General features: G+C 45.9%; 25 protein-coding genes. 5 read left to right on the top strand and 20 right to left on the bottom strand.

The genetic code is table 11. From position 1 onward, the window contains the following. Positions 1-178: 178 nt before the first annotated feature. Both VJL_RS18875 and VJL_RS18880 read left to right on the top strand, forming a co-directional pair. The gene (locus tag VJL_RS18875) at positions 179-463 is read left to right on the top strand and encodes a hypothetical protein (RefSeq protein WP_011998788.1); all 285 of its coding nucleotides are present in this window, start codon (positions 179-181) and stop codon (positions 461-463) included. Between the two features lie 83 nt (positions 464-546). Further along, on the top strand, positions 547-867 hold the full coding sequence (locus VJL_RS18880) for a hypothetical protein (protein ID WP_011998789.1): 321 nt from the start codon (positions 547-549) through the stop codon (positions 865-867). A 351-nt stretch (positions 868-1218) separates the two neighbouring features. Here VJL_RS18880 and VJL_RS18885 read toward each other — a convergent pair whose 3' ends face one another. Genes VJL_RS18885 through VJL_RS18895 form a run of 3 tightly spaced genes read right to left on the bottom strand, consistent with a single transcriptional unit; the run spans position 1219 to position 2881 of the window. Further along, positions 1219-1641 (bottom strand): hypothetical protein, encoded by a 423-nt coding sequence (locus VJL_RS18885; RefSeq protein WP_038880408.1) that lies wholly within the window; start codon positions 1639-1641, stop codon positions 1219-1221. 20 nt (positions 1642-1661) lie between these two features. Further along, the gene (gene stbB / locus VJL_RS18890; protein ID WP_038880412.1) at positions 1662-2399 is read right to left on the bottom strand and encodes a StbB family protein; all 738 of its coding nucleotides are present in this window, start codon (positions 2397-2399) and stop codon (positions 1662-1664) included. Positions 2400-2410: 11 nt separating this feature from the next. Beyond that, a complete protein-coding gene (locus tag VJL_RS18895) occupies positions 2411-2881 on the bottom strand; it encodes a hypothetical protein (protein WP_038880414.1) in 471 nt (156 codons plus the stop codon). Between the two features lie 243 nt (positions 2882-3124). On the opposite strand from VJL_RS18895, the gene VJL_RS18900 reads away from it, so the two are divergent. The 3 genes from VJL_RS18900 to VJL_RS18910 all read left to right on the top strand — a co-directional run bounded on the left by VJL_RS18900 (position 3125) and on the right by VJL_RS18910 (position 7510). Further along, complete coding sequence (locus VJL_RS18900; RefSeq protein ID WP_038880418.1) at positions 3125-3478, top strand: plasmid mobilization relaxosome protein MobC; 354 nt, start codon at positions 3125-3127, stop codon at positions 3476-3478. Then, positions 3472-6381, top strand: a complete 2910-nt coding sequence (locus VJL_RS18905) for an LPD7 domain-containing protein (protein WP_038880421.1) — start codon at positions 3472-3474, stop codon at positions 6379-6381. The genes VJL_RS18900 and VJL_RS18905 overlap by 7 nt, the downstream gene beginning before the upstream one ends. 172 nt (positions 6382-6553) lie before the next feature. Continuing rightward, positions 6554-7510: an Abi family protein gene (locus VJL_RS18910; RefSeq protein ID WP_038880424.1), complete on the top strand. Its 957-nt coding sequence runs from the start codon at positions 6554-6556 to the stop codon at positions 7508-7510. 63 nt (positions 7511-7573) lie between these two features. Here the strand turns inward: VJL_RS18910 and VJL_RS18915 are convergent, their stop codons facing one another. From VJL_RS18915 to VJL_RS18985, 17 genes are all read right to left on the bottom strand, one after another. Beyond that, positions 7574-9322, bottom strand: a complete 1749-nt coding sequence (locus VJL_RS18915; protein WP_227741146.1) for a DNA topoisomerase — start codon at positions 9320-9322, stop codon at positions 7574-7576. A gap of 8 nt (positions 9323-9330) precedes the next feature. After that, complete coding sequence (locus tag VJL_RS18920; protein WP_038880426.1) at positions 9331-9867, bottom strand: hypothetical protein; 537 nt, start codon at positions 9865-9867, stop codon at positions 9331-9333. Positions 9868-9877: 10 nt separating this feature from the next. Continuing rightward, a complete protein-coding gene (locus VJL_RS18925; RefSeq protein ID WP_038880428.1) occupies positions 9878-11617 on the bottom strand; it encodes a type IV secretory system conjugative DNA transfer family protein in 1740 nt (579 codons plus the stop codon). Between the two features lie 42 nt (positions 11618-11659). Beyond that, on the bottom strand, positions 11660-12676 hold the full coding sequence (virB11, locus tag VJL_RS18930) for a P-type DNA transfer ATPase VirB11 (protein WP_050568863.1): 1017 nt from the start codon (positions 12674-12676) through the stop codon (positions 11660-11662). After that, the gene (locus tag VJL_RS29670) at positions 12660-12836 is read right to left on the bottom strand and encodes a hypothetical protein (RefSeq protein WP_173400279.1); all 177 of its coding nucleotides are present in this window, start codon (positions 12834-12836) and stop codon (positions 12660-12662) included. The genes virB11 and VJL_RS29670 overlap by 17 nt, the downstream gene beginning before the upstream one ends. A gap of 195 nt (positions 12837-13031) precedes the next feature. Then, positions 13032-14225 (bottom strand): TrbI/VirB10 family protein, encoded by a 1194-nt coding sequence (locus VJL_RS18935; protein WP_038880431.1) that lies wholly within the window; start codon positions 14223-14225, stop codon positions 13032-13034. Continuing rightward, complete coding sequence (locus VJL_RS18940) at positions 14218-14985, bottom strand: TrbG/VirB9 family P-type conjugative transfer protein (RefSeq protein WP_038880434.1); 768 nt, start codon at positions 14983-14985, stop codon at positions 14218-14220. Before VJL_RS18940 ends, VJL_RS18935 begins: the two co-directional genes overlap by 8 nt. Continuing rightward, the gene (locus tag VJL_RS18945) at positions 14982-15737 is read right to left on the bottom strand and encodes a VirB8 family type IV secretion system protein (protein WP_038880437.1); all 756 of its coding nucleotides are present in this window, start codon (positions 15735-15737) and stop codon (positions 14982-14984) included. Before VJL_RS18945 ends, VJL_RS18940 begins: the two co-directional genes overlap by 4 nt. Continuing rightward, positions 15734-15886, bottom strand: a complete 153-nt coding sequence (locus VJL_RS29675; protein WP_170926996.1) for a hypothetical protein — start codon at positions 15884-15886, stop codon at positions 15734-15736. Before VJL_RS29675 ends, VJL_RS18945 begins: the two co-directional genes overlap by 4 nt. A 75-nt stretch (positions 15887-15961) precedes the next feature. Further along, positions 15962-16912: a TrbL/VirB6 family protein gene (locus VJL_RS18950; RefSeq protein WP_038880440.1), complete on the bottom strand. Its 951-nt coding sequence runs from the start codon at positions 16910-16912 to the stop codon at positions 15962-15964. A 16-nt stretch (positions 16913-16928) separates the two neighbouring features. Beyond that, positions 16929-17165 (bottom strand): EexN family lipoprotein, encoded by a 237-nt coding sequence (locus VJL_RS18955; RefSeq protein ID WP_038880442.1) that lies wholly within the window; start codon positions 17163-17165, stop codon positions 16929-16931. Between the two features lie 4 nt (positions 17166-17169). Next, the gene (locus VJL_RS18960; protein ID WP_038880445.1) at positions 17170-17838 is read right to left on the bottom strand and encodes a type IV secretion system protein; all 669 of its coding nucleotides are present in this window, start codon (positions 17836-17838) and stop codon (positions 17170-17172) included. 2 nt (positions 17839-17840) lie between these two features. Next, positions 17841-20171, bottom strand: coding sequence for a VirB4 family type IV secretion/conjugal transfer ATPase (locus VJL_RS18965; RefSeq protein WP_050568864.1), 2331 nt, complete (start codon positions 20169-20171; stop codon positions 17841-17843). Next, positions 20134-20505, bottom strand: coding sequence for a hypothetical protein (locus VJL_RS18970; RefSeq protein ID WP_050568865.1), 372 nt, complete (start codon positions 20503-20505; stop codon positions 20134-20136). Before VJL_RS18970 ends, VJL_RS18965 begins: the two co-directional genes overlap by 38 nt. Positions 20506-20507: 2 nt before the next feature. Then, complete coding sequence (locus tag VJL_RS18975; protein ID WP_038880448.1) at positions 20508-20825, bottom strand: hypothetical protein; 318 nt, start codon at positions 20823-20825, stop codon at positions 20508-20510. A 14-nt stretch (positions 20826-20839) separates the two neighbouring features. Further along, positions 20840-21442, bottom strand: a complete 603-nt coding sequence (locus VJL_RS18980; RefSeq protein WP_038880451.1) for a lytic transglycosylase domain-containing protein — start codon at positions 21440-21442, stop codon at positions 20840-20842. Next, entirely contained in the window at positions 21432-21791 is a 360-nt protein-coding gene (locus VJL_RS18985; RefSeq protein WP_038880454.1) for a TraY domain-containing protein, read from the bottom strand. Before VJL_RS18985 ends, VJL_RS18980 begins: the two co-directional genes overlap by 11 nt. Positions 21792-21819 lie beyond the last annotated feature (28 nt).

A 21819-nucleotide genomic window follows, 5' to 3' on the forward strand; every position in this document is an offset into this window, starting at 1 on the left:
CACAAAGCAATTTCGATTATGTTTGCTAAGTGGCTGGTAAATCGCGTCCTCCCTTCTCGCCAGTCATTGGTTTCCTAGTGATTTTCCCTATCGCCTTGCAACTTCCTGTAACCATGGTTGAGGGTTGGACAGTCAGGCAACGACGAAGATGAAATTCACTCCATAAGGAAACCTAGCCATGACTGACTCAAATGTAATCCGCTCAACCATCACTAAACAACCAGAACCGACTAAGTTTTCGAACTTGGAATCGAAGGCTGCCTCTAAAGATGAGGTTTTTAAGGTGGCAATGGGAAGTGATGTGCGCCCTAGCGAGCTTGCTAATGCGGGGCTAGTTATGAAGAGTTTTCGATTCTTTCCGGCTGATCTTGAAGAGGTGACGAAACGTCTAAGCGACTTTGTTGTGACTGACGAATCGACCGCTTGTGAAAAGGTCTTTCGGTTTGAGCGTCTGCCGTACTAACGGCAGATAGAAAAACGCCTTAGCTCCACTTGCGACAGAAAAGCTAAGGCATTCCGTTAACTACCGTTCACGAGGAAATTAACATGACTACATTAAATGAAAAACCAACTCAAATCTATACTTGTACAGCTGTAGAGTTTGAACTCGGTCAGATTGTGATGACTCAAGGCGTGAGTCAGCTGCTTGGTGACTTGCCGCATGAATTATTGTTGCTGCCTTGTTTAGCTCGCCATACAAACGGTGATTGGGGCGATCTGTGTATAGAAGATAAGGTTGCGAACGACGAAGCTACACGTCACGGTTTGCGTATTCTGTCGGCGTATAGATTTGGAAATGAGCGTATTTGGGTCATCACTGAAGGTGATCGCAGCGTGACAACATTCTTGTTGCCAAGCGAATATTAATGACGGGGCAGGGCATCGGTAACGATGCCCTGATAAAGCACAGCTAAAATTTTTCAGCGAGGCTCATTCTTCACCTCGCTGAAACCGTGCAACTATCGACAATTATGCAAGCTGATTCACTATCGTTGGCGGTGAGTATGTATCATAGTTTTGTCGGCTGAATGGTGTGGGACTGTTGTTGCCTACTACACTCCCTTTCACCACGACACATAAGCCAATGACTATTTCGCCACCTCTCTACAGGTGGCTTTTTTTTTTGAGGTTTTTTCACATATCCACATGAGGGGACAGGAGACCGCGAGGAAATATCTCCTGCCGATTGTGGGTATGTGAAAAAGCCGGTAGGTACACTCACAGCTTGAATGCCAATAGATAGAACACGGCGCCTAAAAGACTGCCAACAAACACCGCATTGACGAATAAGGCGATGAAGAAGAAGCCTTTATTCACCGGAATGTAGCCGCTCAGTTTGTCCGAAATGCACTTATCGATAGCGCCTAATTGCTGTTCATGCCTCTTTCCCACTTCTTGTATGAGTGAGTTGCTAAACGCTTGTTGAGACTGTTCGATACCAGCTCTTAGCTGCTTGCTATGGTGCTCCACTTCACTGGTGATATCGAGGACGCGATTAATTTTTTGCTGAAAGGAGGCATCAAACTCGCTCGGAACGAGCTTCAGTGCCTCGCCTAGTGCAAGTAATTCCTCTCGCATTTCTTCCAGCTCAACAAGCGTCAGTTGTTTGGTTAATGTTGGGTATGGAAATCCTTCACTCATAATCACACCTCATTTCCGGTTTATTGCCACGCTAAAAACTTGGTTAATTTTTTAAATTCAATATCAAGTTTTTCGTCCAGTGATTTAGCCAAACGGTGACAAGATTTCTTTAAAGATAAACCGGAACGAGTCTGTTTATCTTTAGCTTCTCGAATGGCCTTGCGGTAATCGGTATCGTCATTAACCGCTTCATGGTATGAGGTGTTTGTTAGATCGATGAGCGTGAAAACTTCTGATTCAGGGATAATCACACACTTGCGGATTTCATCTGTAGCTGTCTGCTCAAGAACGCCAGACTCACACAAAACATTAAACTGGCTTTCTAGTGGTAAAGAAGAATCAACGCGATTAAGTAATACGCCAATGCATTCAGAACTAATTCCTAAATCATGTAGTTCATAAATACTATTTACCGTGTCCTTTTGTTGTTTAATGTCTGGAGTTACAGGCACTAAATAAAGATCTATATCTTCGTGTGAGCCAACATTTTCTTTAATGCCTTTGATAAAGTTTTCGATATTGGAGGAACCAATATCAATGACCGCCTTATCGAGCATATCGATCTTTTCAATAACATTGGTCATGTCTTTAGCGGCCAGTTTTTCTCCCGTCGAACCATCTTCATTAATTGTTTCTACACGAATAAGTTCAGCACCTTCTATTCTTGGCATCAGTAGCGTATTGCAGATGGTACTTTTGCCAACATTGCCGGAGTGATTTAACACAGCGATTTTGATGTAATCTATGATGTGACCCATAATCCTATTCCTTAATTAGTTGTTTGTTTTAATGCAGTAAAGTAACGCCTTAAAGCGCTAGAGTTGGGGAGTTGTTTTTCCTTAATCCATGATTTAACTTCTTCAATCTCATAGCCTTGTTTGACAATGTCTTGAACAAGCTTCTCTGCAATGTCAGGCATAATCATTTTCCATTCGACGAGATCTATTTCTTGTGTTTCTGGAAGCGATTTAGCCGTAGAGGTAGCGTTTGGTTTTTGCGTTGAGGTTTGTTCGTTTGGCGAGCGTTTTTTCTTGGCTATATAGATCATTGTTTGAAAGTGTTTCAACGCTATCGGTATGCCGCCTTTCTCTAACAGAACTCTATAGCTAATGCCGTTAGACGAAAGGGTTTCAATATCACTCAGGAACATACTAACTATGCTCTGTTTACTTCTGAGCATTTCAGAAAGCTCTTTGTTAATGTTATTTGCTGTGTCATTTAACAGCTTATTTGCGTCCATAAGTCCACCTTTACAAGACAATTGCAAGGTAATTAGAATACATTCACAAGACACTTTTCATATCTTGCTGAATAAACACAATACAGTCTAAAGACAAAAGCAAGACAAACACAAGGCAATTAGAATAAATAAAAAACCCGTTTTGGGTTTTTTATTTATTCATAGGCACGCTGTCGAATGTATACATTCGCGTGCCAAGGGGATAACATCCCCTTGAACCCCTGAAACTCTACGAGTTTAATTATGGAAAAAGAAAGTGCCACTATTCATGTTCAAACAAGACTAACACCTTCTGAATATAAACCGTTTAAAACCGTTATAGAAAACTTTGATATAAAAAAGGCTGAGCTTTTTCGCAAAGTTATTTTATCAAACGAGAAAAATATGGTGGAAGTGAGCGGTTCAGTTGAGGAAACTGATGCTCAAAAACGCATGATTTTTCTAGCCAATAAAACCTCGAATAACATTAACCAGATCGCCAAGAAGCTTAACCAAGCTTACCGTGGCGAAGTGGTTAGTGAGCGAAACTACCTCAAGATCATGAATGAGTTGATTGGTGTTCGCTCGGCTTTTGAAAAAGGCATGGATAAATGTTAGTTCGAGTTCGTGGTGGTAGGGATGGCATTGCTGAGTATTTGCGCGATGGAATGAAGTCCGACCGCGAAATGCACCGTGACCAATTAGATAAACGTATTTGTATTGATGGGGATTTATCTATTACCGATACCATTATTAAAACAATGGCGAAAACAGATAAACCTGAAAATTATTTTCATGTCACTTTGAGCTTTGCTGAAAGGGATATTTCAGAAGAAAAGATTCGTGAAGTATATGAGGAATATAAGCGAAATATTATGTCTTCTTACACAGAGGGAGAATTTAATATTTATGCTGAGATTCATGTTCCAAAAATTAAGTCCTACGAAGATAAGAGTACAGGGGAAGTAGTAGAGCGTTTTCCTCATGTTCATGTTGTAATACCTAAGAAAAATCTACTCGATGATAAAAACCTGAATCCTTATGGTTTCTACAAAACAAACTTGGAATATTTTGACGCTATCCAAGAGCGTATTAATTCAAAGTTTAACTTGGTATCACCATTTGATAATCAGCGTGTATTTAAAATCGACCAATCGAAACTATTGGCGCGTTACAAAGGTGACAACTTCAAAGGCGCGAACGCCAAACTCAAGTCTGAGCTGTTTGACGTTATCCAAGACAAAAACATCACCACTATGGCCGCTTTCAAAGAAGAGCTCGCGAAGCATGGTGAAGTCTCGATAGGTAAGGTCGGAAAGCCGGACGAATACCTCAAAATCAAACCTCACGGCTCAACGCGTAATGTTCGTTTAACGGACAGTTGTTTTCACCCTGAGTTTATCGAGCATCGAACACTTAAACGGGAAAAGCCGAGCGAAAAGCAAGTGAACCGCTTGGTTAATGAGTGGGTCAACAGCAAGTCACATGAGGTTAAGTACATTCACCAAGCAGCCCCCAAATTGCGCGAGCAATACAAGGCGCTGCCAACCCAACTAAAAGGGGAGTTTTTAAATGAGCAACGAGAGCGATATTACCGACAATACAACCTTAGCACCGGAGCCCGACTTTCTGAACGAGGCGCCGGAGCAAGCCAGCGGAATATTCCAACGAGCAGACGGGCGCGTGATCGAAAGCTTGGTGTTGAACGAGGCATCCCAAGAGGATTTACCGACATCCCCAACGGCTTGCCAAGTATGTCCGAACTCAATGTGGCTACAGGAGGAGGACAACGGGGAAGTTGTCCTACAGAACTATTGCATGATAATGCATCGGATCATTTGGCAGTCAAACAAACCAGTCGAAGTCCTCAATTGCGACGGGCTGGTTATGAACCTCGACGACGAGTAGTTCGACTTTCGGTTTACCGAAAGCCTTCACCGAACGCGACACTGGCAACTATCAAGCGCATCAAAGCCAAGGCGCAACATAGCGAGAGCTACGTGACGCAATTGTTCGACACCTTCCAAGAAAATAAGCAAGAGCAAAGCGAACTCGGTCGCTTTCGCACTATCAGGCAAAACCTAAAAGCCGAGAGCCTACTTTCTCACCTTTCCGACTCTCATGGCTTAGTCAAAGACCAGTACAGCCACTTTAAGGCCAAAGATGGCTCTGTGCGGATAAAAGCTGAAACGCGAGCTTATAACGTCAGTGACTTTTGCACGAAATACATGGGGCTGAGTTGGGATGAAACCAAAGAAATCCTAAAGACGACTTACGGCAAGCAGAGGCAGCAACTCGCGCAACAGCAACGAGTTCGCCAAGAGCAGCAAGCCGTCAATTCCATCGTGTTTGTCAGCAATAGAGTTACTCAAGGTTGGGGTAAAAAGAACCCGCTCGATGAGTCCATCCGATTGCTCAAACACTTGCAACGCAAAGAGCACATTGGAGAGCTACCTATGGCACTACATGAACTAGAGCGCCACCGCGCACCAGAAACTAAAGATAATGCTATCGTTTCAGCTAACGAGAACTTTAGCGCCGTCGAGAGCGCTAAGCGTATCATGAAGGCGAGAGAGACTGCTGCGCAGATCACGTTGACCATGAACGACCTAGTCGCGAGCAAGAACGACACAAAACGTTATGTGGACTTCTCTGACAAGAACACAGGAGACAAAGTATTTCGTGATGATGGTGAGAAGATCGTTATGCACAGCAAACAAGCTGACATTAACCATACGGCTGCCGCACTCACGCTGGCTGCTGAAAAGTTTGGGGTGGTGAAAATCAATGGTACTAAGGAGTTTAAAGACCAAGTCATCGATGTGGCTGTGACCAAGGACTTAAACATTGTGTTTGCAGATAAGAAGATGGAAGCGGATTTTGTTCGTCGGAAGGAAGAGCTTAAAAAATTTGTTTCAACAGAAAGTGTTAGTCAGAACTTGGCTGCAAACAATCAAGCGACAACCAGCACGCCAAAATCCACGGTTACTGACACCATTGCGATAAAAATGGAAGATGGACGCCAATATGAGTTGGCTCGCACTGCTGAGCCAGAGACAGAAAGCAGAAGAGCAAAGGTAGGGGCATGGACGTTTGCAGATCCTCAAAATGCATTACCTAAGTCAATTCATAAAAATATTCCCTCGGTTGTTGGTGAAGGCGATAGAATCGAAACTGAATTTGGAAAGGCGAAAGTAACAAGAGCTGATATCTTGTCGCAGCAAGAGCCAAAGCTTCGGCCTACCAAGTTTGAAGTTGAATATCAGTGGGATAAGCTCAGCGGTAAGCTGCAAGTGACGATAAACGGGAAGTCGCCAAACCGTTTTGAACAATCCACAGTCGAGCAAATCGTGAAGAAAGATACTTTCTTGAAACACTACACCGTTAAAGAGGTGCAGTTTGGTTTGATAGACCAAAAGAAAGCGGCGGGTTTTCAACCTGTGCCTAAGACATATGATGCTCAAGCAAATGAAACCGAACTCGCAAGTGAGTCACAACGTAAAGGGCTAAAAATGAGGTAGCTGACGTAAGAGTTTCTAAATATCTTGATATTTCAAGTACAAAAAAGCCCGCTTTTGGCGGGCTTTCCTGATAGAATCGTTGCAACTTAGTTCGCAGGGGCTGTCTTTCGAGAGCTTACCTGAAAATTATTCCAAGTGCTTACACGTCAATATTACGAGAACGGCGAAGATAATGCAAGCCAAAGACTTTCAAGAGCTACAACAAGATATTTCCCTTCCACGCTTATCGAGCTATCAACACTTCTTCAAACCGAAGGAAACGACGGAGCTATATGGATATTATTGCTGGAACGAGGCAATCTCCGCGGCTTTTTTTCGGTTGATCGGTATTGTAGAAATAACCCTAAGAAACAAGCTACATTGCTCACTAAGCCATCATTACTATAATCCTAAATCCTCGGGATCTAAGTTAAGTAACGACTGGTACTTATTTTTAGATCTCAATAAGCGTTCTGAAGAGAATATACTGAAGATTACCCATTACCGTAAAAATGGGAAGTGGCACCCAAAACACCCCACACTTAGCCATGATGATGTAATCTCTCGGCTGACATATGGCTTTTGGCCTAAAGTTCTTGATATCAAAAATGACAAGCAGAATCAGCTTGTTCCTTGGGGAAGACTGATTCCCAATGTCCTTCCTTACCATCGCCAGAAAAGTGAAGGTTATTGGAAGAAGGTTAAACACCAAGACATTTTATATGCTCGCTTAGAAATGATTGGTTCGATACGAAATCGTATTGCTCACTTTGAACCTATTTGGAAGCAAGGGGCTTTATATGAAGAAACGAGAGAACGTCAAAATAAACAACCTAAGCGGCTTGAGAACTCACCTAGCAATGTTCAAGAGGTACTAGTTCGGTTGAGATTGATTCATGACCGTACTCAAGAGTTGCTAGGTTGGTTATCTCAGTCTCGATTAAAGAGTTATCAGAAGAGCTATACATATCGACAGCTTAATTGGTTGCTGAGCCAAAACGGCATAGATACATACTTAGCTCTTCAGGGGCAAAACCAGTTAAGTCAATCAAGCTTCAAACGATCGTTGGCTCGTATCATGAAGCAACAGAAAACTGTGAATATCACAAAAAAAGGCAATGTAGTTGGCGTGTTCTATCCGGTCAAATAAACGTCAAAACAGAGCGGTCATTAATAAAGAAAGCCCGTCACCAAAAAGTAACGGGGCTTTCTTTTAGCTGCTTTTAGCACTTTCATAGTTAGGGCGGCCTTTGCGATCAAAGAGCGTGGTGGTTCTCCAAACCTTCTCCTTGTAACCTTTTTCTTCGCCAATCGAGATGAGTTCGGTGTTTGCGGCAAGTTGGCTCAAGATGCTGGCGCGGGTTGCCTCTGTTCCGATACTGCCTCGGTCATTGCTGTTTTTGTCCTTAGCTTCCAGTTTGGCGCGAAGGTCTGGATCATCAATGAAACTGGCGGCGCGGGTCATTGCGGCCAACAGTGTTGATTCGGTAAACAGTTTCGCTGGTTTGGTTTCCTTTTGGTCAACCTCACTTTCGACACTGGTGGTCGCTGTGTTTGATTTAAGCATGGCTAAGTCAAACCCATCATGGTCGCTTTGGGTTTCCTTCTCTTCGCTATGCAGCACTTCCCATCCCTGTTCAACGAGTACGCTTTGCGTTGCGCTGAACTGGTAGCTTTCGACTTCAAACATGGCTTTGGTTTTATCTCGAATGGACTCTGGATAAAACAAACCGATGAAGTAACGAGAAACCAACTCATAAACCTGTCGCTCTTCTTTGTTTAGGCTGGCTTGGTTTCCGTGTTTGGTGGTTGGAATGATGGCGTGGTGCGCCTCGATTTTATCGGTGTTGAATGCCTTGTGCTTGCGTGTCATATCAACATTGGTATTGGTAATCGAGTCGGTGAGGCTAGGGTAGGTTGCGCCGATAGCGACGAGGATATCACTGCTTTGATAGTAGTGTTCGTCGGAAAGAAAGCGATTGTCCGTTCGAGGGTAGGTTAAGAGCTTGTGCGTCTCATACAAGCTTTGGGCAATGCTCAGCGTTTTTTCAGCACTGTAACCGTAACTTTTCGCGCAAAGTTGTTGCAGCGTAGAAAGGTTTAATGGCTGTGGTGCGTGCTTCTTTTCTGGCTTAGTGACGACCAATGTCACCAGTCCTGGTCTATTGGTCACAGAGTCTTGAATGAAGCTTGCGTTAGGTGCTGAAATTAAACGGTTTTTATCATCAACCTGATCGCTCTCTTTAGTGTTGTACTTCGCTTTTATGCGATTTTCGCCGCAGTCAAACTGCGCATAAACATCGTAATAGAAGCTCTTTTGGTGGTTTTGGTTTGCCAGCGTTCTCTCGTTCACCAAACCCATGACCGCGCTTTTCACGCGGCCTACGTTGAGCACGCCCTGAAAGCCTTTCTCACGACCTTTTAAGGTACAACCCCGCGTTAGGTTATACCCAAAGCTCTTATCGCTAATAGAACGCGCTAGAGCGCTCATACCTAGGGGAACGTACTTCTCGTTTGACTCCATGTTCGCCAGTGCTTTTTGAACCGGAGCAAGGTTCAAGTCAGCGACCAATAAGCGCTGTACGGGCTTGGTGTTTCCTGCGTAGTTAAGCACCTCATCAACCAACAATTGCCCTTCGTCGTCAGGGTCGCCAGCGTGAACAATGGTGTCGGCTTTCTTGATGAAGTTAAGCACGGTTTGAAGTTGGTTTTTGGTGTCTGGGATGGGTTTGAGGGTCGGCGGGTAGACCGTCGAGATAGGCAAATCATCAAACGTCCACTTCGCATACTTCTCATCGTAGTCGTCAGGATCATAAGTTTCTAAAAGGTGTCCAACACAGTACGTCACGACGTGCTCTTTGTGTTGATAAAACCCATCCCCTCGCTGCGTTTGCGGGTTGCCACCTAACCCTTCGAAGATGGCTTTGGCAAGGGAGGGTTTCTCTGCAATATAAACGATCATAGTACCCCCTAGTGTTCGGTTGAGCCTTCGATGTAGGTGTTCCCTGCGTTATCGAAGTAATAGGTTTCCCCGTACTGCTCGCCATCTTGGAACGTCTCAACGTAGCTGATGGTATGCGAGCAATATTTTGGGTTTGAAGTCCCCTGTTTGTGGTTCACATGGCAGCTCTGATCTTTAATGATCTGGCTTGGTTTCATCTCTGTTTTAACGCATCGGCTCCAATCCTTACCTGTTTCCCATTTCACACACTCACTGCGTGGTGGAATGTAAGCGGCGCGACCATCACGAGCGGCCATGTCGGTATCATTCGACGGTGTGCCAATAGGGACATCGCCGGAAAACAAACAGGACGTAAAGCTTGGAAGGGGCGGTTTGAACTTTTTAATACGCTTAACGAACGCTTTCTTAGCGCCACTGCAACCGCTTGGAAAGCCTGTCGGAAGACAAAGCCAAATGGCACATTCATCGTCGCTTGCCGCGAACGCGGGTTGAACAGGCAATAAAAAAGCCGCTGTGATAGCGGCCATAAACAGTTTGTGTTTCATCGGATGTTCCTCAATGGAGTTTAAGGAGTGGGATTTCAGGGATATTCGCCTCGGAGTATTTCACTCGCTCAGCGAATACGGGCTCTTCAAAGTAGATGATTTTTTCTGCAATGAAGGGGCGTTGGTTCTCTTTCAAAATCAGGGTTTTGATACCGAGCTCTTTGGCAATCGGGTGCTTCTCAAAGCCAAGCTCAATAATTTCATGCGGCATCATCAACGGACGTTTCAGCTCATCTTCACTAGTTGTTCGGCTTGAGCCTTTGCCCGTACTGCGGCTGACTTTGCGCTTTTTCACCGTTTTGGTACCCAAGGTGTCAGAGAGGCGGCGAACGTTGTCGTCCACTTCTTTCGGTGGGTACACCACCTTGACGCCATGGTTCTTACGAATATTTTTCGCGTTCTCTCGGCCATACACTTCTTCGAGCTGGCCTTCATCTTGGTAGATGGTCAAAAATCGCAGGTTGTAACCAGCGGTGTAGCTGATTGCTTTTTCGATTTGTTTCACTCGGCCAAGGGCAGTGAACTCATCGAGCAAACCCAAACACTGATATTTCAGGGTGGCATCGTGTTCGGGTAGGGTGCGGGTGTTTTCTGAAATAAGCTGCTCGAAGAACAAGTTGAACAGCTTGCCGAAGTTTTTGAGGTTAGCGGGCTGACAACCGACGTAGATGGTCATGCGCTTTTTGCGCAGCTCACGAAAATCAAAATCCGAGCTGCTGACGGCGGCTGCGGTGACGCGGTCACTGAATATCGCCAATGGACTGAGTAAGTTACTTTCGACGCTCGAATAGGTGTCTTCGGCCATCGATAAGCAGTTATTGAACTCAAAACGTACATCGTCTGAGACGTAGTCGTTTTTGATTTCTTGGCGCATCCACGCTCTTAGGCCGCCCTCGATGCCGCCAAGTTTCAGTACGTAGGGTAAAGAGGGCGTGATACCTGTAATAGTCTCGGTATCGAGCATCCAACAACTGAGCCCCTTAAATAGCTTACCCGCTAACTCGTTCCAAATGTCGCTTTTATCCCCAGAAATTGGGTATAAGCTGTTAGCAATATTGAGCACATCGCTTACTCGAAATACGGGGCTTCTGCGAACGTAGTCGTAAGGATTCCATTGATGGGTGCGAAGCTCTTCGCGCTCTCGTGCTTGCTCATCGATGGCATACCCATCCGGCGCAAACAAGAAAACGGCTTGGCCGCATTGCTGACGAAACCCGCCGCTTTTGACCAAGTTCTCGAATTTAATATCGACACAAACTAACGAGTCAGGATAGGTCACACAGTTAGGGATAACGATACCGACCCCTTTACCGCTTCGCGTTGGGGCAGGGACTTCAACAAACTGCGAGCTCTCTAGCTCGATAAAACGGCCTTTAAAGCGGCCTTTGGGCATCTTGCCTAACAAGATGCTTGGCTTCTTGTTCTTGGCTTTCGGGTTAGGGAAAAGACCAGAGTTCGCCAAGTCCATGTCGGTCGCGAACTTCGCACTGCCGTGTATTTCTTCTTTTTCTTGGCTGGCAATGGCTATCACGATAGCCATCAGCGTCGGAAACAAAGTGATGGCGATACTCACGGCCACCCCAATCACCAAGAACTTTTTGATGTCTGGGTTGTGGCGGTAGGCTTGCCACTGGTCAAAGAGACTGTGATACGTCAGGTGCTCTAACGAGATATGGGTGAGCTTGTAATAGGCTGCGCCGCCACCGTACAAGCCACCAATGAAACACAGTAGGGTAAAAAAAAGGAACATGGCGAACAATATTCCTTTTTTCTTTTTCGATAGCGCCATGATTTAGCCCTCGCTTAACAGTCGGTTCTTCTCGACGGGGTCGTAAAAGAGTTCGACGAGGTGAGTGTGTTTGAAAAAGGCAATCACATCGATGCTGGTTCGAATGGTTCGCATGATGTGGTGATAATCGAGTGTTTGGCCGACTTCGGATTGTTTCACCAATCCGGCCAGTCGTGCGGGTGTGGAATAACAGTCGTTGGCGTGAATGGTGGTGATTGAGCCTTCGTGTCCGGTGTTGAGCATTTCAAGGTATGTCCATGCCTCATCTCCGCGTAGCTCGGCCAACAACACATGGTCGGGTTTCATTCGCATACACGACTCGATGATTTGTTTCGGGGTTAAGCCGCCTTGCTTGTAAAACAGATGAAGGTGATTGGGATGATTGGGTAGGTCGAGCTCATGCACATCTTCAATGGTGAAGAGGCGCTTATCGGTGGGGTATTCGTCCACCATCGCTTTCATGACGGTGGTTTTACCTGAACCAGTCCCACCGACTAACAAGATATTGAGCTTGCTTTTTACTGCCATGCTAAAAAATTGCGCCATGTCGCCATTTTGTTTGAGCGTGAGAAGCTGCTCTTGAACCGGTGTTAATTCAACACGGTTTACATCCATTTCTCTAAAATCAGAGAAGCGACCGCTTTCTTGGTAGCTCGACAGTGCGAATCGAGTGAGGGAAGGCTTTCGGATGGTCATGCTGACAATGCCGTTTTCAGTGGCAGGGGGGATAGCAATTTGACCGCGCTCGCCATCAGGAAAAATAACTGAGGCGACAGGGTTGGCTTCACCGAGAGGAATGGTCAGCCCCGCGAAAGTGGCTAACGCTTTCGCAAGATTGCTGCACATGCTTAATGATAAGTTTGGCAGCGCGTCGCGCTCCCATCCGTTACCACGATCAAACCACACCTCGTTAGGCCGATTGATGGCAATCTCGGTGAGCCCTTCTAAGTCTAAGTAGTGCCGCAGCCCAGTCATGTTGAGTAGTTGATTGACCGTTGCGGCCTTATCGATGGTGTTCATGGCTATCCTCTGCGTTATTGAGCGTGCTTCGTTGCTCGATTTCCTTTTGTACCTCACGCCAATAATTGATGAACTGCGGTGAGGCATGAGCAAGAACGCTAGGGGTGATGATGTTGAGGCGCTGCGCGAGCGCGATATCAAATTCAGACAGGGTTTCCATGGACAATCTCCAAAGTTTTTATCCACGCGTGGCGTGTTACTCCTTTTGTCTCAACAAGCGCTACGCCCGTTATTGCAGCCAAAAGCGAGCCTTGTATTGAAGTGGCGTTAAAGTGGGAAGGTGGTTGGCCTGTCAGGCCTAAAATTTTACATATATATCAATCATGTAATCCCGCAGACCAACCAGATTTAGCGGTTATTCGAAGGTGTACACACTCGACATATCAATGTCGCGAGCGACAATGATGTTGATGCGTTGACCGATTTGGGTGTAACCCGTTGGCGAAATATTGATGCTGCTCTCAAGTGCCTTCTCTGCCATGTTGCTGGCGTTCTCGGTTGAGCTATCAAAGGTAATATCACCATCCGATGAAGCGGCCTTTTCGGCGAGTGCGCCAAAAGCATCATCAAGGAAGGACAGTAATATTGCGCCGCCAAAGCGCTCTTTAAAGTGATTATCGACCCAAGCCTCGTTACCGCTTGCGCCTAGGCGACCTGCACCCAGCGAATCGATGCGGATTGATACCCCGTTCGGCGTCTCGATATCAGCCCACGTTGTGAAGACGCGGTTTTTACCCGCTTCTAACTGGACGTTCTGAGTGCCCGTGATTAACGAACCTCGTTCAACGAGTAGCGCTTTACCATTGGCACTGTACACATCTTGAGTGACGCGACACATCACAATGCCCTGATGGTCAGAAATGACCTGACTGTAGAGTGCGCAAGGGATAACGGAGCTGTGCTTCAACAGAAAATCCAAACTCCCCTGTTTGCGCTTGGAGGCGTGACCCATTGCGAAGGTCGGTGCGTCATAACTGTTGTTGTAAGAGGCAGGCTCAGATGTGCCTTGACTACTGGCGGCATTGCCGCTTTCAACATTGACCATAAGCCCCCCCATTAAGCGGCGCTCTTGTGGAGTTGGTGGCGCGTTCTTATCTCGCTTAGCTGCGGTCGCGGGTTGTTGAGTGACATTTGGCTCAGGAACGCCCGTTTTAGGCACGGTGACAGGTTGTTGCTGCGTTGCTTGTTCGTTGGCTTGCTTGAGCTCCTGCTCTCGCTTCCACTGTGCGGCGCGTTCTTGCTGCGCCTTGTCTTTTTCATGGTCACGTTTGGCTTTCTCAAACCAAGCACTGTCGTTGCCGACCGTGCCTTTTTCAACGCCCACTACCTCAGTAGTAGACTCTGGCTGTAGGGGCTTTGTTTCTACTTCCGCTTCACGAAATTGATTAATCGCGAACAGAACCCCTACCGCGACGACGACCAAAGCGAGGATCACCAAAGCGATCACAATGACCGCTTTGTTTTTCTTTTTACGTCCACTCACCACGAGCTCGCCACGGTCGAGGTTGGCACTTTCATAAGCGCTTGGGATGGTGTTGTCATCACTCATGTTCGTCCTCCTTAATGACGCGAGTGGCTTTAATCGAGCTCGCTTTTTGGTTGTGGCCAGCGAACTCGACAAAGTGAGAAAGCACCCCTAGAACACGTTCACCAAGGCGCAAACGGTATTCGTTGGCGACCGAATGGATCACGATGGTGTCTTGCTCAATGTGGTAGTTCACCAAAGACTCTTTGCCGTCGGCGTTGATTTGGTAAATCACGGGCAGCTCGGCATTTTTAGAAAACTTCATACAGGTGAATCGGCCATCATCCCACGCGTAAGCAGGAGCTAATTCCTCATCGCCCCACTTCACGTAACGGAAGTTGTATTTTCCATCAGTACAAGGGGCTTTGAGAGGGGTTGTGTTGGTTTTCTTCGGTTTGGGGTAACGCATTTTTACGACATAGAACGGCTGTTTATTGGTGAACAGTTCAAATGAGTAAGTGCGCCCCAAATCGCTCACGATGGTTAAGTTGGTATTGGGCTGTTTGGCTTGAGGTTTAAAGAACACGTTGTTACCGCGCACATTAAACCCCCATGCGACGGCATCACCCATCCCTAATCCAGAGTGCTCGCCAACAATGGTTTCATTCTTGTCGAGCTGAATGAGGGTGGTGACGCCCACTTTGGTGCGTATCGCAATCACATCGCTTGGGTCGTACTCTGCATACACAATACGTCGGTCTTTGCCTTGATGCTTTGGCAGGGTTAAGGCGTGGGTGGAGAACGCCATCAAACACGCCAAAGAGACAATCAGTTGTTTCATCATTGGATCACCCTGTTTTCTTGATAACTGGTGACTCGGAAACCAAGTGGGTTAAGTTGGCGCTCCGATTCCTTTTCGATTTCCTTGAGGTAATCAAAGGTAACGGTGGCGCTCCATTTGGTCGGTAGGTAAGAGGTGTCTGGTGTGTCATCGCTATTGAGTACCACTTTGGTGAAGGACACTTGCGCGAGCATTTGGTCTTGGCGGGTTGGCAAGAACGAAATGGAAACGTCTTCTAAGCGGATTTTCTTATAGTCTTTGAGCACTTCGACAGGGGAGTTTTTGGCTCGTAGCTGCGTGCTGTAAGCGCTGAATACATCGTGACGACTGGTGAGTTTGATGTAGTCAAAGGCGTCTTGAACGGTTTGCCATTGGTAAGAGCCACGAGTAATGACGTAACGATTCAACCAATGCTTATCTAACGCTTCGCCGTAAGTGATTTCTCTTGCATCAGCGAGTGGTTGAATGATTTGAGTCATGCCTGTTTGTGGGTCGATGTAGAGTAATCGATAGTCCACGGTTTTCAGTGGCATCATCACAACAATCGCAATACCGAGCACCAACGCGAGAACGCCGGAGCCTGTTGCGACTTTCCATGCGGTCTTCGCGTTTTTCTTGGCGATTTCGACACGGTCTTGTTCGAACTGCTTAATCTCTTCGAGGTACACATCAGCTTGCTTTTGGTGTTTGGCGGTTGGTTTTTTCTCGGCCTTGGCATGATTGTGTTCCAAGGCCGAATCGATGGTTGTGCTCATTGCATGTCTCCTTGGGTGTACAAATCAGCGAGGTTAACTTTGGAGGGATTAACCGGAGTGATATTGCCTTTTGGCTCCGGTGGCGGCGGTGGAGTGCTAGAGCAGCCCACAGTCAAACACGCCACCAATAGCAGGGTGAACGTCTTCATAAAAATGTCCTTTTTTAGATACAAAAAAACCGCGTAAAGCGGCGCGGTGTCTAGGGTGAGAGTGTGAGGAAGGTGTTAGCCTGGTCTAATTCGGTTTTTGAACTTATCGCCCAATGACTTGGCGCCACTGTATGTACTTTTTCCAACTTTGGTTGCAGCGCCTGCGCCACCTTTAGCGGCGTTACTTAGGCTTCGCATTCCCATTCCCATATTGCTGACTAAGCCGTTAATACCAACGCCACCCGATAGGGATGAACAGAACACAGGTATTTGGACTGAAATCAAAATACAGCAACCAAAAAGTATTAAAGTCATCAAGCATGAAGCGAAAGAGATCTCTTCATTGCCGCCAACCACATAGTTGATAGTTAGATTGAAAATATTGAAAGCAAGAGGGTATACGATAGTAAGTAGAACGTAGTTCAAGCACTGGCCTGTCCATGATTGGAACATACTTCGCGTTGACGGAAAGAAAGCGAACATAATGAACAATGGACCGAGAATGAGTAAGAACCCCACCATCACTTTTGCTATTAGTAAGTATGCAGTAGCAACCAATATAAACGGGACATAGCCCAATATAACAAGCACTAATAAGATAACCATAAGAAACGAATCACCCCAAGAGGCGGTGACGCCAAAAGACACGTTGTCCCATAGGCTTTCTATTTGAACAAGCATGGTTTCGAACATCTCTTGAAGCGCACTTCCACTCCCTCCGGTTGATGAAGTTAAATAGCTGGCAATCGTATCCCCTGAATGTAAGACCATCGGAACAATTGAGGACATGTACCAAGCAGTATTAAAGGCTACGGTAGTGCATAGAGCGAGAGAGCCTATAAATTTCAAGGACTCCATTATCATCATGTTTTCAGCATCATAGAGCGATTGAAAAGCAAGGTAAATTGCATAGAGGGTAACGTAAGAACCAATTAAGGGGGTTATCACATTAGCAAAAAGGACAACCATCGCCCCTATATTGTCAGTTACAATGGTTGTTACGAAGTTAAATAGATCTTCAAACATAGCTACTCCTTAGAGGCTACTCATTTTTTAGCTTAATTCCCCCGCCAAAAACTTTGCTTTTCAAGTCTTTGCTCACGGCTGTAGCTGCATTTTCGCAATTGGCATTTTTCTTTCGAGCGTCATTTTCGCAATCGGCAAGCACTAGCTTTGCTTCATCTAAATGTTGCGAGTAGTAATCAACAGTTTTAGCTTCTTCGGAACAAGCAGTTAAAAGAACTAAAACTAGTGGGAGTGTTTTGATTATTGTTTTCATGTCATTAACCTCTTTTTAATGGGATGCCATCACCAAAAATTTGCTGTTTGAGTTTCAAGCTTCTCTGTTGTGCTTCTAGAGTTTTTTGGCGCTCTAGCATGTCTGACATTGAATCCATCATGCGTTGCTCGTTTTGCATCTGCATGGTTTCAAAGTTGATGCTGTTTGCTAAGTCTTCTTTGGCCGCTGGCGTTGTTGCGCTGCCAAACTGGCTAAGTAGACGACTCATTCGTTCGTTGCGTTCAGTGCTGCGCTCATAAAGCATTTCCTGAAAACGAAGTTGTTTCAGTTGCATATCGTAGCGCCTCTGTATCACGGGGTCGTCGGAATAAAGGTCAAATTCAGAACGTAAGTCGGATATATCATCAACAGCGTCATACAAATCACTGTATGCGCTGAGGTCGATCACATCATTTAAGTTCGGGTCACTGAGAATTTCTTCAAATCCATAGTGACCTTCAACCATTGATTTATAATGCTCCGCTTGGTTTTTGAGTTGATTAAGACGGTTGCGAGCTTCGCTTATCGACTGCGTAAACTCTTGAGCGCGTTGCGTGCTATCAATCACCATTTGAGTAATACCCGCAACGTCAACAACGGGGATACCCGATGCTTGTGTTGAGGTGTTTAATGCCAATGCAATGCATAGGGCAAGCGTGGTTCGTTTAAGCATGGTTATCTCCTTTTCAGTAGTTCAGGTATCCACAAGTCAGGGTTATTGCCCACCTCTGCGCGAATGGTTTCACACAGCACAATGTCATCGGTAGAGCCTGAGATAATCGGTAGGAACTCATCAAAGCCACCTAAATCCAGCTTTGCAAAACAACTGATGTTCGACTGCTTAATGAGCATGGTTCGGCTTTGTTTATCGAGCGCCTTGAGTTTGTCGAACTCGCCTTGGGTCAGGTTGCATTGCTTGTAAGCGTCATACTCTGCATCAGGGTTTGGCAAGTACACTTTGGTTGCGGTTTGTTGGACGATGGCAGGGAAGATTTCACAATGAATCGCATCTTCTGCTGACTGTGATGACAGCACCAGAAACTCATTCATTAAACGTCCGGTTTTTAGTGACCGTTTCATTACCGCTTGGGTGAGAGGGAAGTTTGCTGGCATCCAAAACTCTTCCACAATGGTTTCCAGTAGCTTGCCGGACTCTTGCATTAGCTCTTTTAAGAAGAACAAACAGGCAAGAATGGGCTCACTAGCAGGGTGAACATGACCGCTCGAATCCTTCTCTAGTAGCAGAGTTGAATCAAAGCCAATGCGATCCATTGCTTTCGGATTGAACTGGTTATGAGGTGAGTCCAAACACCAAGCGAGCTTACCGTTTTCACTGCGACACCATTTGCTGAGCCTCGTGCGCAAGTCCGGATCTTGAATGGATTGCAGCATCATACTGAGGCCGCGCATTGGCGCGTCAAAGGTCATCACGCTGTCTATCGCGTTTTTGATTTCCTGCTCATCATGAGCGTTGATGTGACCTTGTGAGTCTTGCGCCAAGCGGCAAACAAGACGATTCAAGAAGCTAATGAGTTTTGCTGACTGCTCTAATTGGAAAGGGTTGATGCCTGTATCTTCTCCTTCCTTAATCGAAAAGTATTCACCACCAAACGCTCGAATAAACAGCTCGGTAGAGCGTTTATAATCGATACAAAAGATTTGCTGATCAAAGCGAGTGAAAAAGCCGGTAAGTGTGGCCTCTAGTGTCGTTTTACCAGAGCCAGATGCACCGAGTATCATGGTGTGTCCTGCGCTCTTTTCTCCCGTATTGTTTTTGCCTATTGCCGAGGCGTGACAGTTCATGTGGAACAGGGAGTTAGACAGCGTTTTCAAAGGGATGATAGCACTGCCATCACCGACTGGATTGCCCGTTGCTTTGCCTGTCGAGTAGTTGTGCAGTGACCATGTCGAGGTAAGGTTAGCGATGGTTCGTGGTGAGGGTTTGATGCGCATCTTTGACGCGGGAAGGGCGCTTAAAAACGAGAACTGAGACTTGAGATTCGAACGCTTTAAGACCGTGCCTTTCGCTAGGAACTGACCGTTTAAGTCGGCGCTATCTATGATCACCTTGTCTGGTGAATCACCAATGACGGCCAGTGATGCATGATAGTCTCCAAAGCTGACCGCGCCGGAGGCAACATAGTCTCGCGCTGCTTGCAGCTCTTCTAATTCATGTTCCGCGTTGTCACTGGACTCAATGAAGTTAGTTTGCCTATCAATCATCTTTTGAGCTTTGAGGGACTGCATAAAAATCATGGACTGAGTCAGAATAAACTCAGTTGGTTGACTCAAGATGAAATCCCACATCCCCATTTCCGTTGCGATTGGTAGGGCGTCAAGCTCGAAGAAGGTGGCGAACTTGGTGGCCTCGTTGTTCGCGTTGCGAACTTCGAGCAGGTCGTGACCGAAGTGCCAATCACTATGACCGATATAATTGCGCACTTTTTCTGACGTAAGTGGCTTAGGTTGGTCGTTGTAGTTGAGTAAGTAAGAAAGAAACTCAATGTGTTCACAGCGGTGATCGTCACCGACTTCAAGCACTTTGCTATCAAAACGCTTTAATGCGGCTGAAACCGTCTTGAGAATATCACCAAGCTCATCTTCTCCTTCGGTGAGTGTGCCTTTGTAGTTGAGTACAAAGGTGATGTAGTAACGGACACTGAAAAAATCCTCACCGGAAAAGTCTTGCAAGTAACGTTCAGAAAAGCGCTGCATGAAGCCACTCTCGAAACGGTAGTTGGCTTCAAAGCGTTCTTTACGTTTAACGATGTGTGTCCAAATGGCAAGTTGACTGCCGTACTTTCTGGCGAGGGTGCTAAGGATGTTTTTCACGAGCTCAAAGGAAGGTTTGAGCGTGTTGTAAGATTCTGACTCGAAGGGTATTCCGTTAAGGCTTATGGTCGCCATGACTTTGGCGTCATCCAAAGAGAGCATGGTTCGATTGATTGGGTAGCCATAAGCAGGAAGGTCAGTCAGGGGTATTGTTTTTAAACCATTCGCTGACATGTTGCTTTCTCCTGAATGGGTGATTATCGATAGAAGTGAATGAAATGGTGTTGGACTGGCAACGAAGGCGAGTTAAGAAGCCTTTTGCTTCCCATTTCATTTCATCGATGGCTCGACTGTCTTCTTCGCTACGAATGCGGATATACAGTAGCCCTAAAGCAATAAAGGCTGGAAAAACCAGCCCTTTTACTCCGAAGAAACTTAGCCCAAGCCAACCAGTCAGTAGCATCATCAACATTCCTATAATGAGAGGGATGATAGGTATGCCAAACATGAGGGGTTTGCGAGCCAGCGAGTTATAACTGGCGTATTGATCTCGTTCTTCGTCTTGCATGATTAGCTTCCCCAAATAGACCAAGCGTAAGTGACGGCTGCAACGATACCGCCAGCGGCTGCTGCTTGAGCGATGCTGACACCCACATCCCCCCATGTCTTCTTGTTAATCAATGCCATGATCACCATGTATATACTGTAAACAAAGACGGCTGCGCCTAAGAGTTTGTATGCCCAATCCGCAACTTCATTTACCCAAGTGATACCTTCATCTAGGCCGCCTGCGGCGATAGCTGGATGACCAAAAATAATCAGCATGACGGCGATGAAAGCAATGGTTAGGTTGCTGTATGCTTGAGTGTTTGAATCAAGTGGTTTCATTGAATATTTCCTTGTTAATAAGAGAAGTCACCAAAGACATCCCATGAATGGGCTTGCTTTGGTGGTGTTGGTTTTGAAGGTTGAGAAGACTCAAAGGTTGAGTCGTAAGATTCAGAAATGGTGTTGGAGGGCAGTTTCTTTGCTCGGTTGAATTTCTCAACGTAGCTCAGTCCTTTTTCTCCTTCACCTTGATAGCCTCGTGTGAAGTTATTGGAGTAATAACAAGAGGCGGCATCATCAAGGTGTTGTTGGTGTGCCTTGTATGGTGCTTGCGCTTTTGCGCGGTGGTAACATTTGGCGTATATGTCCGCTCCGACCTCAATGCTTTTACAAGCGTCAAATGCGGTTTCGATAGTCATGCCATAGGCGGGAAAGTTCTCTTTGTAGATTTGCATCAATCCCAAGCTGTACTTAAAGCCTTGCTTCTCCAAATCGGTTGCAATTTGAATGGCTTCAAGTTTGGTCTTGGGTTGATTGACAGGTTTGGCTCCGACTACGGCGATAGCGTAGGGATTACGAGAACTTTCATTATCGATGAGACGTTTGAGGATGCTTGCGTCAACTTGGCTTTGGCAGGTATTGAGTAGAGGGATTAACGCGCTCAACTCAAGGAGCATGTTCTTCCTCCTGTACGACACCAACCGCTGATATGGTTGGGTATCGTTTTAAGTGATCTTTTAAACGTATCGAATATTCATTAACCAAGGTTTTCACTTTGTATTTACCTCGATACAGGCAAGGTACAACGCTTTTTCTTACCCTGATAGGGATCTTAATGGACGTTTTAAACACTATCTCATCAAGCTTATTTTGTGGGCTGTAATGAAATCGTTGTACGTGGTCAATTAAGCGAAGGGAAGCTTCCTTTTTTAAGGAGCGAAAAGAACGTTGAGAGGCTTGGTTGAGAAGAGCGTATGTTTGCTTATCGAGGGTTAATTGTCCCTCAACAATTTTTTTATCATCCATGTGAGACTCCTTTTTCCGTCCTAAGGTT

This window comes from Vibrio jasicida CAIM 1864 = LMG 25398 (assembly GCF_000400365.1).
GTDB classification, from domain to species: domain Bacteria; phylum Pseudomonadota; class Gammaproteobacteria; order Enterobacterales; family Vibrionaceae; genus Vibrio; species Vibrio jasicida.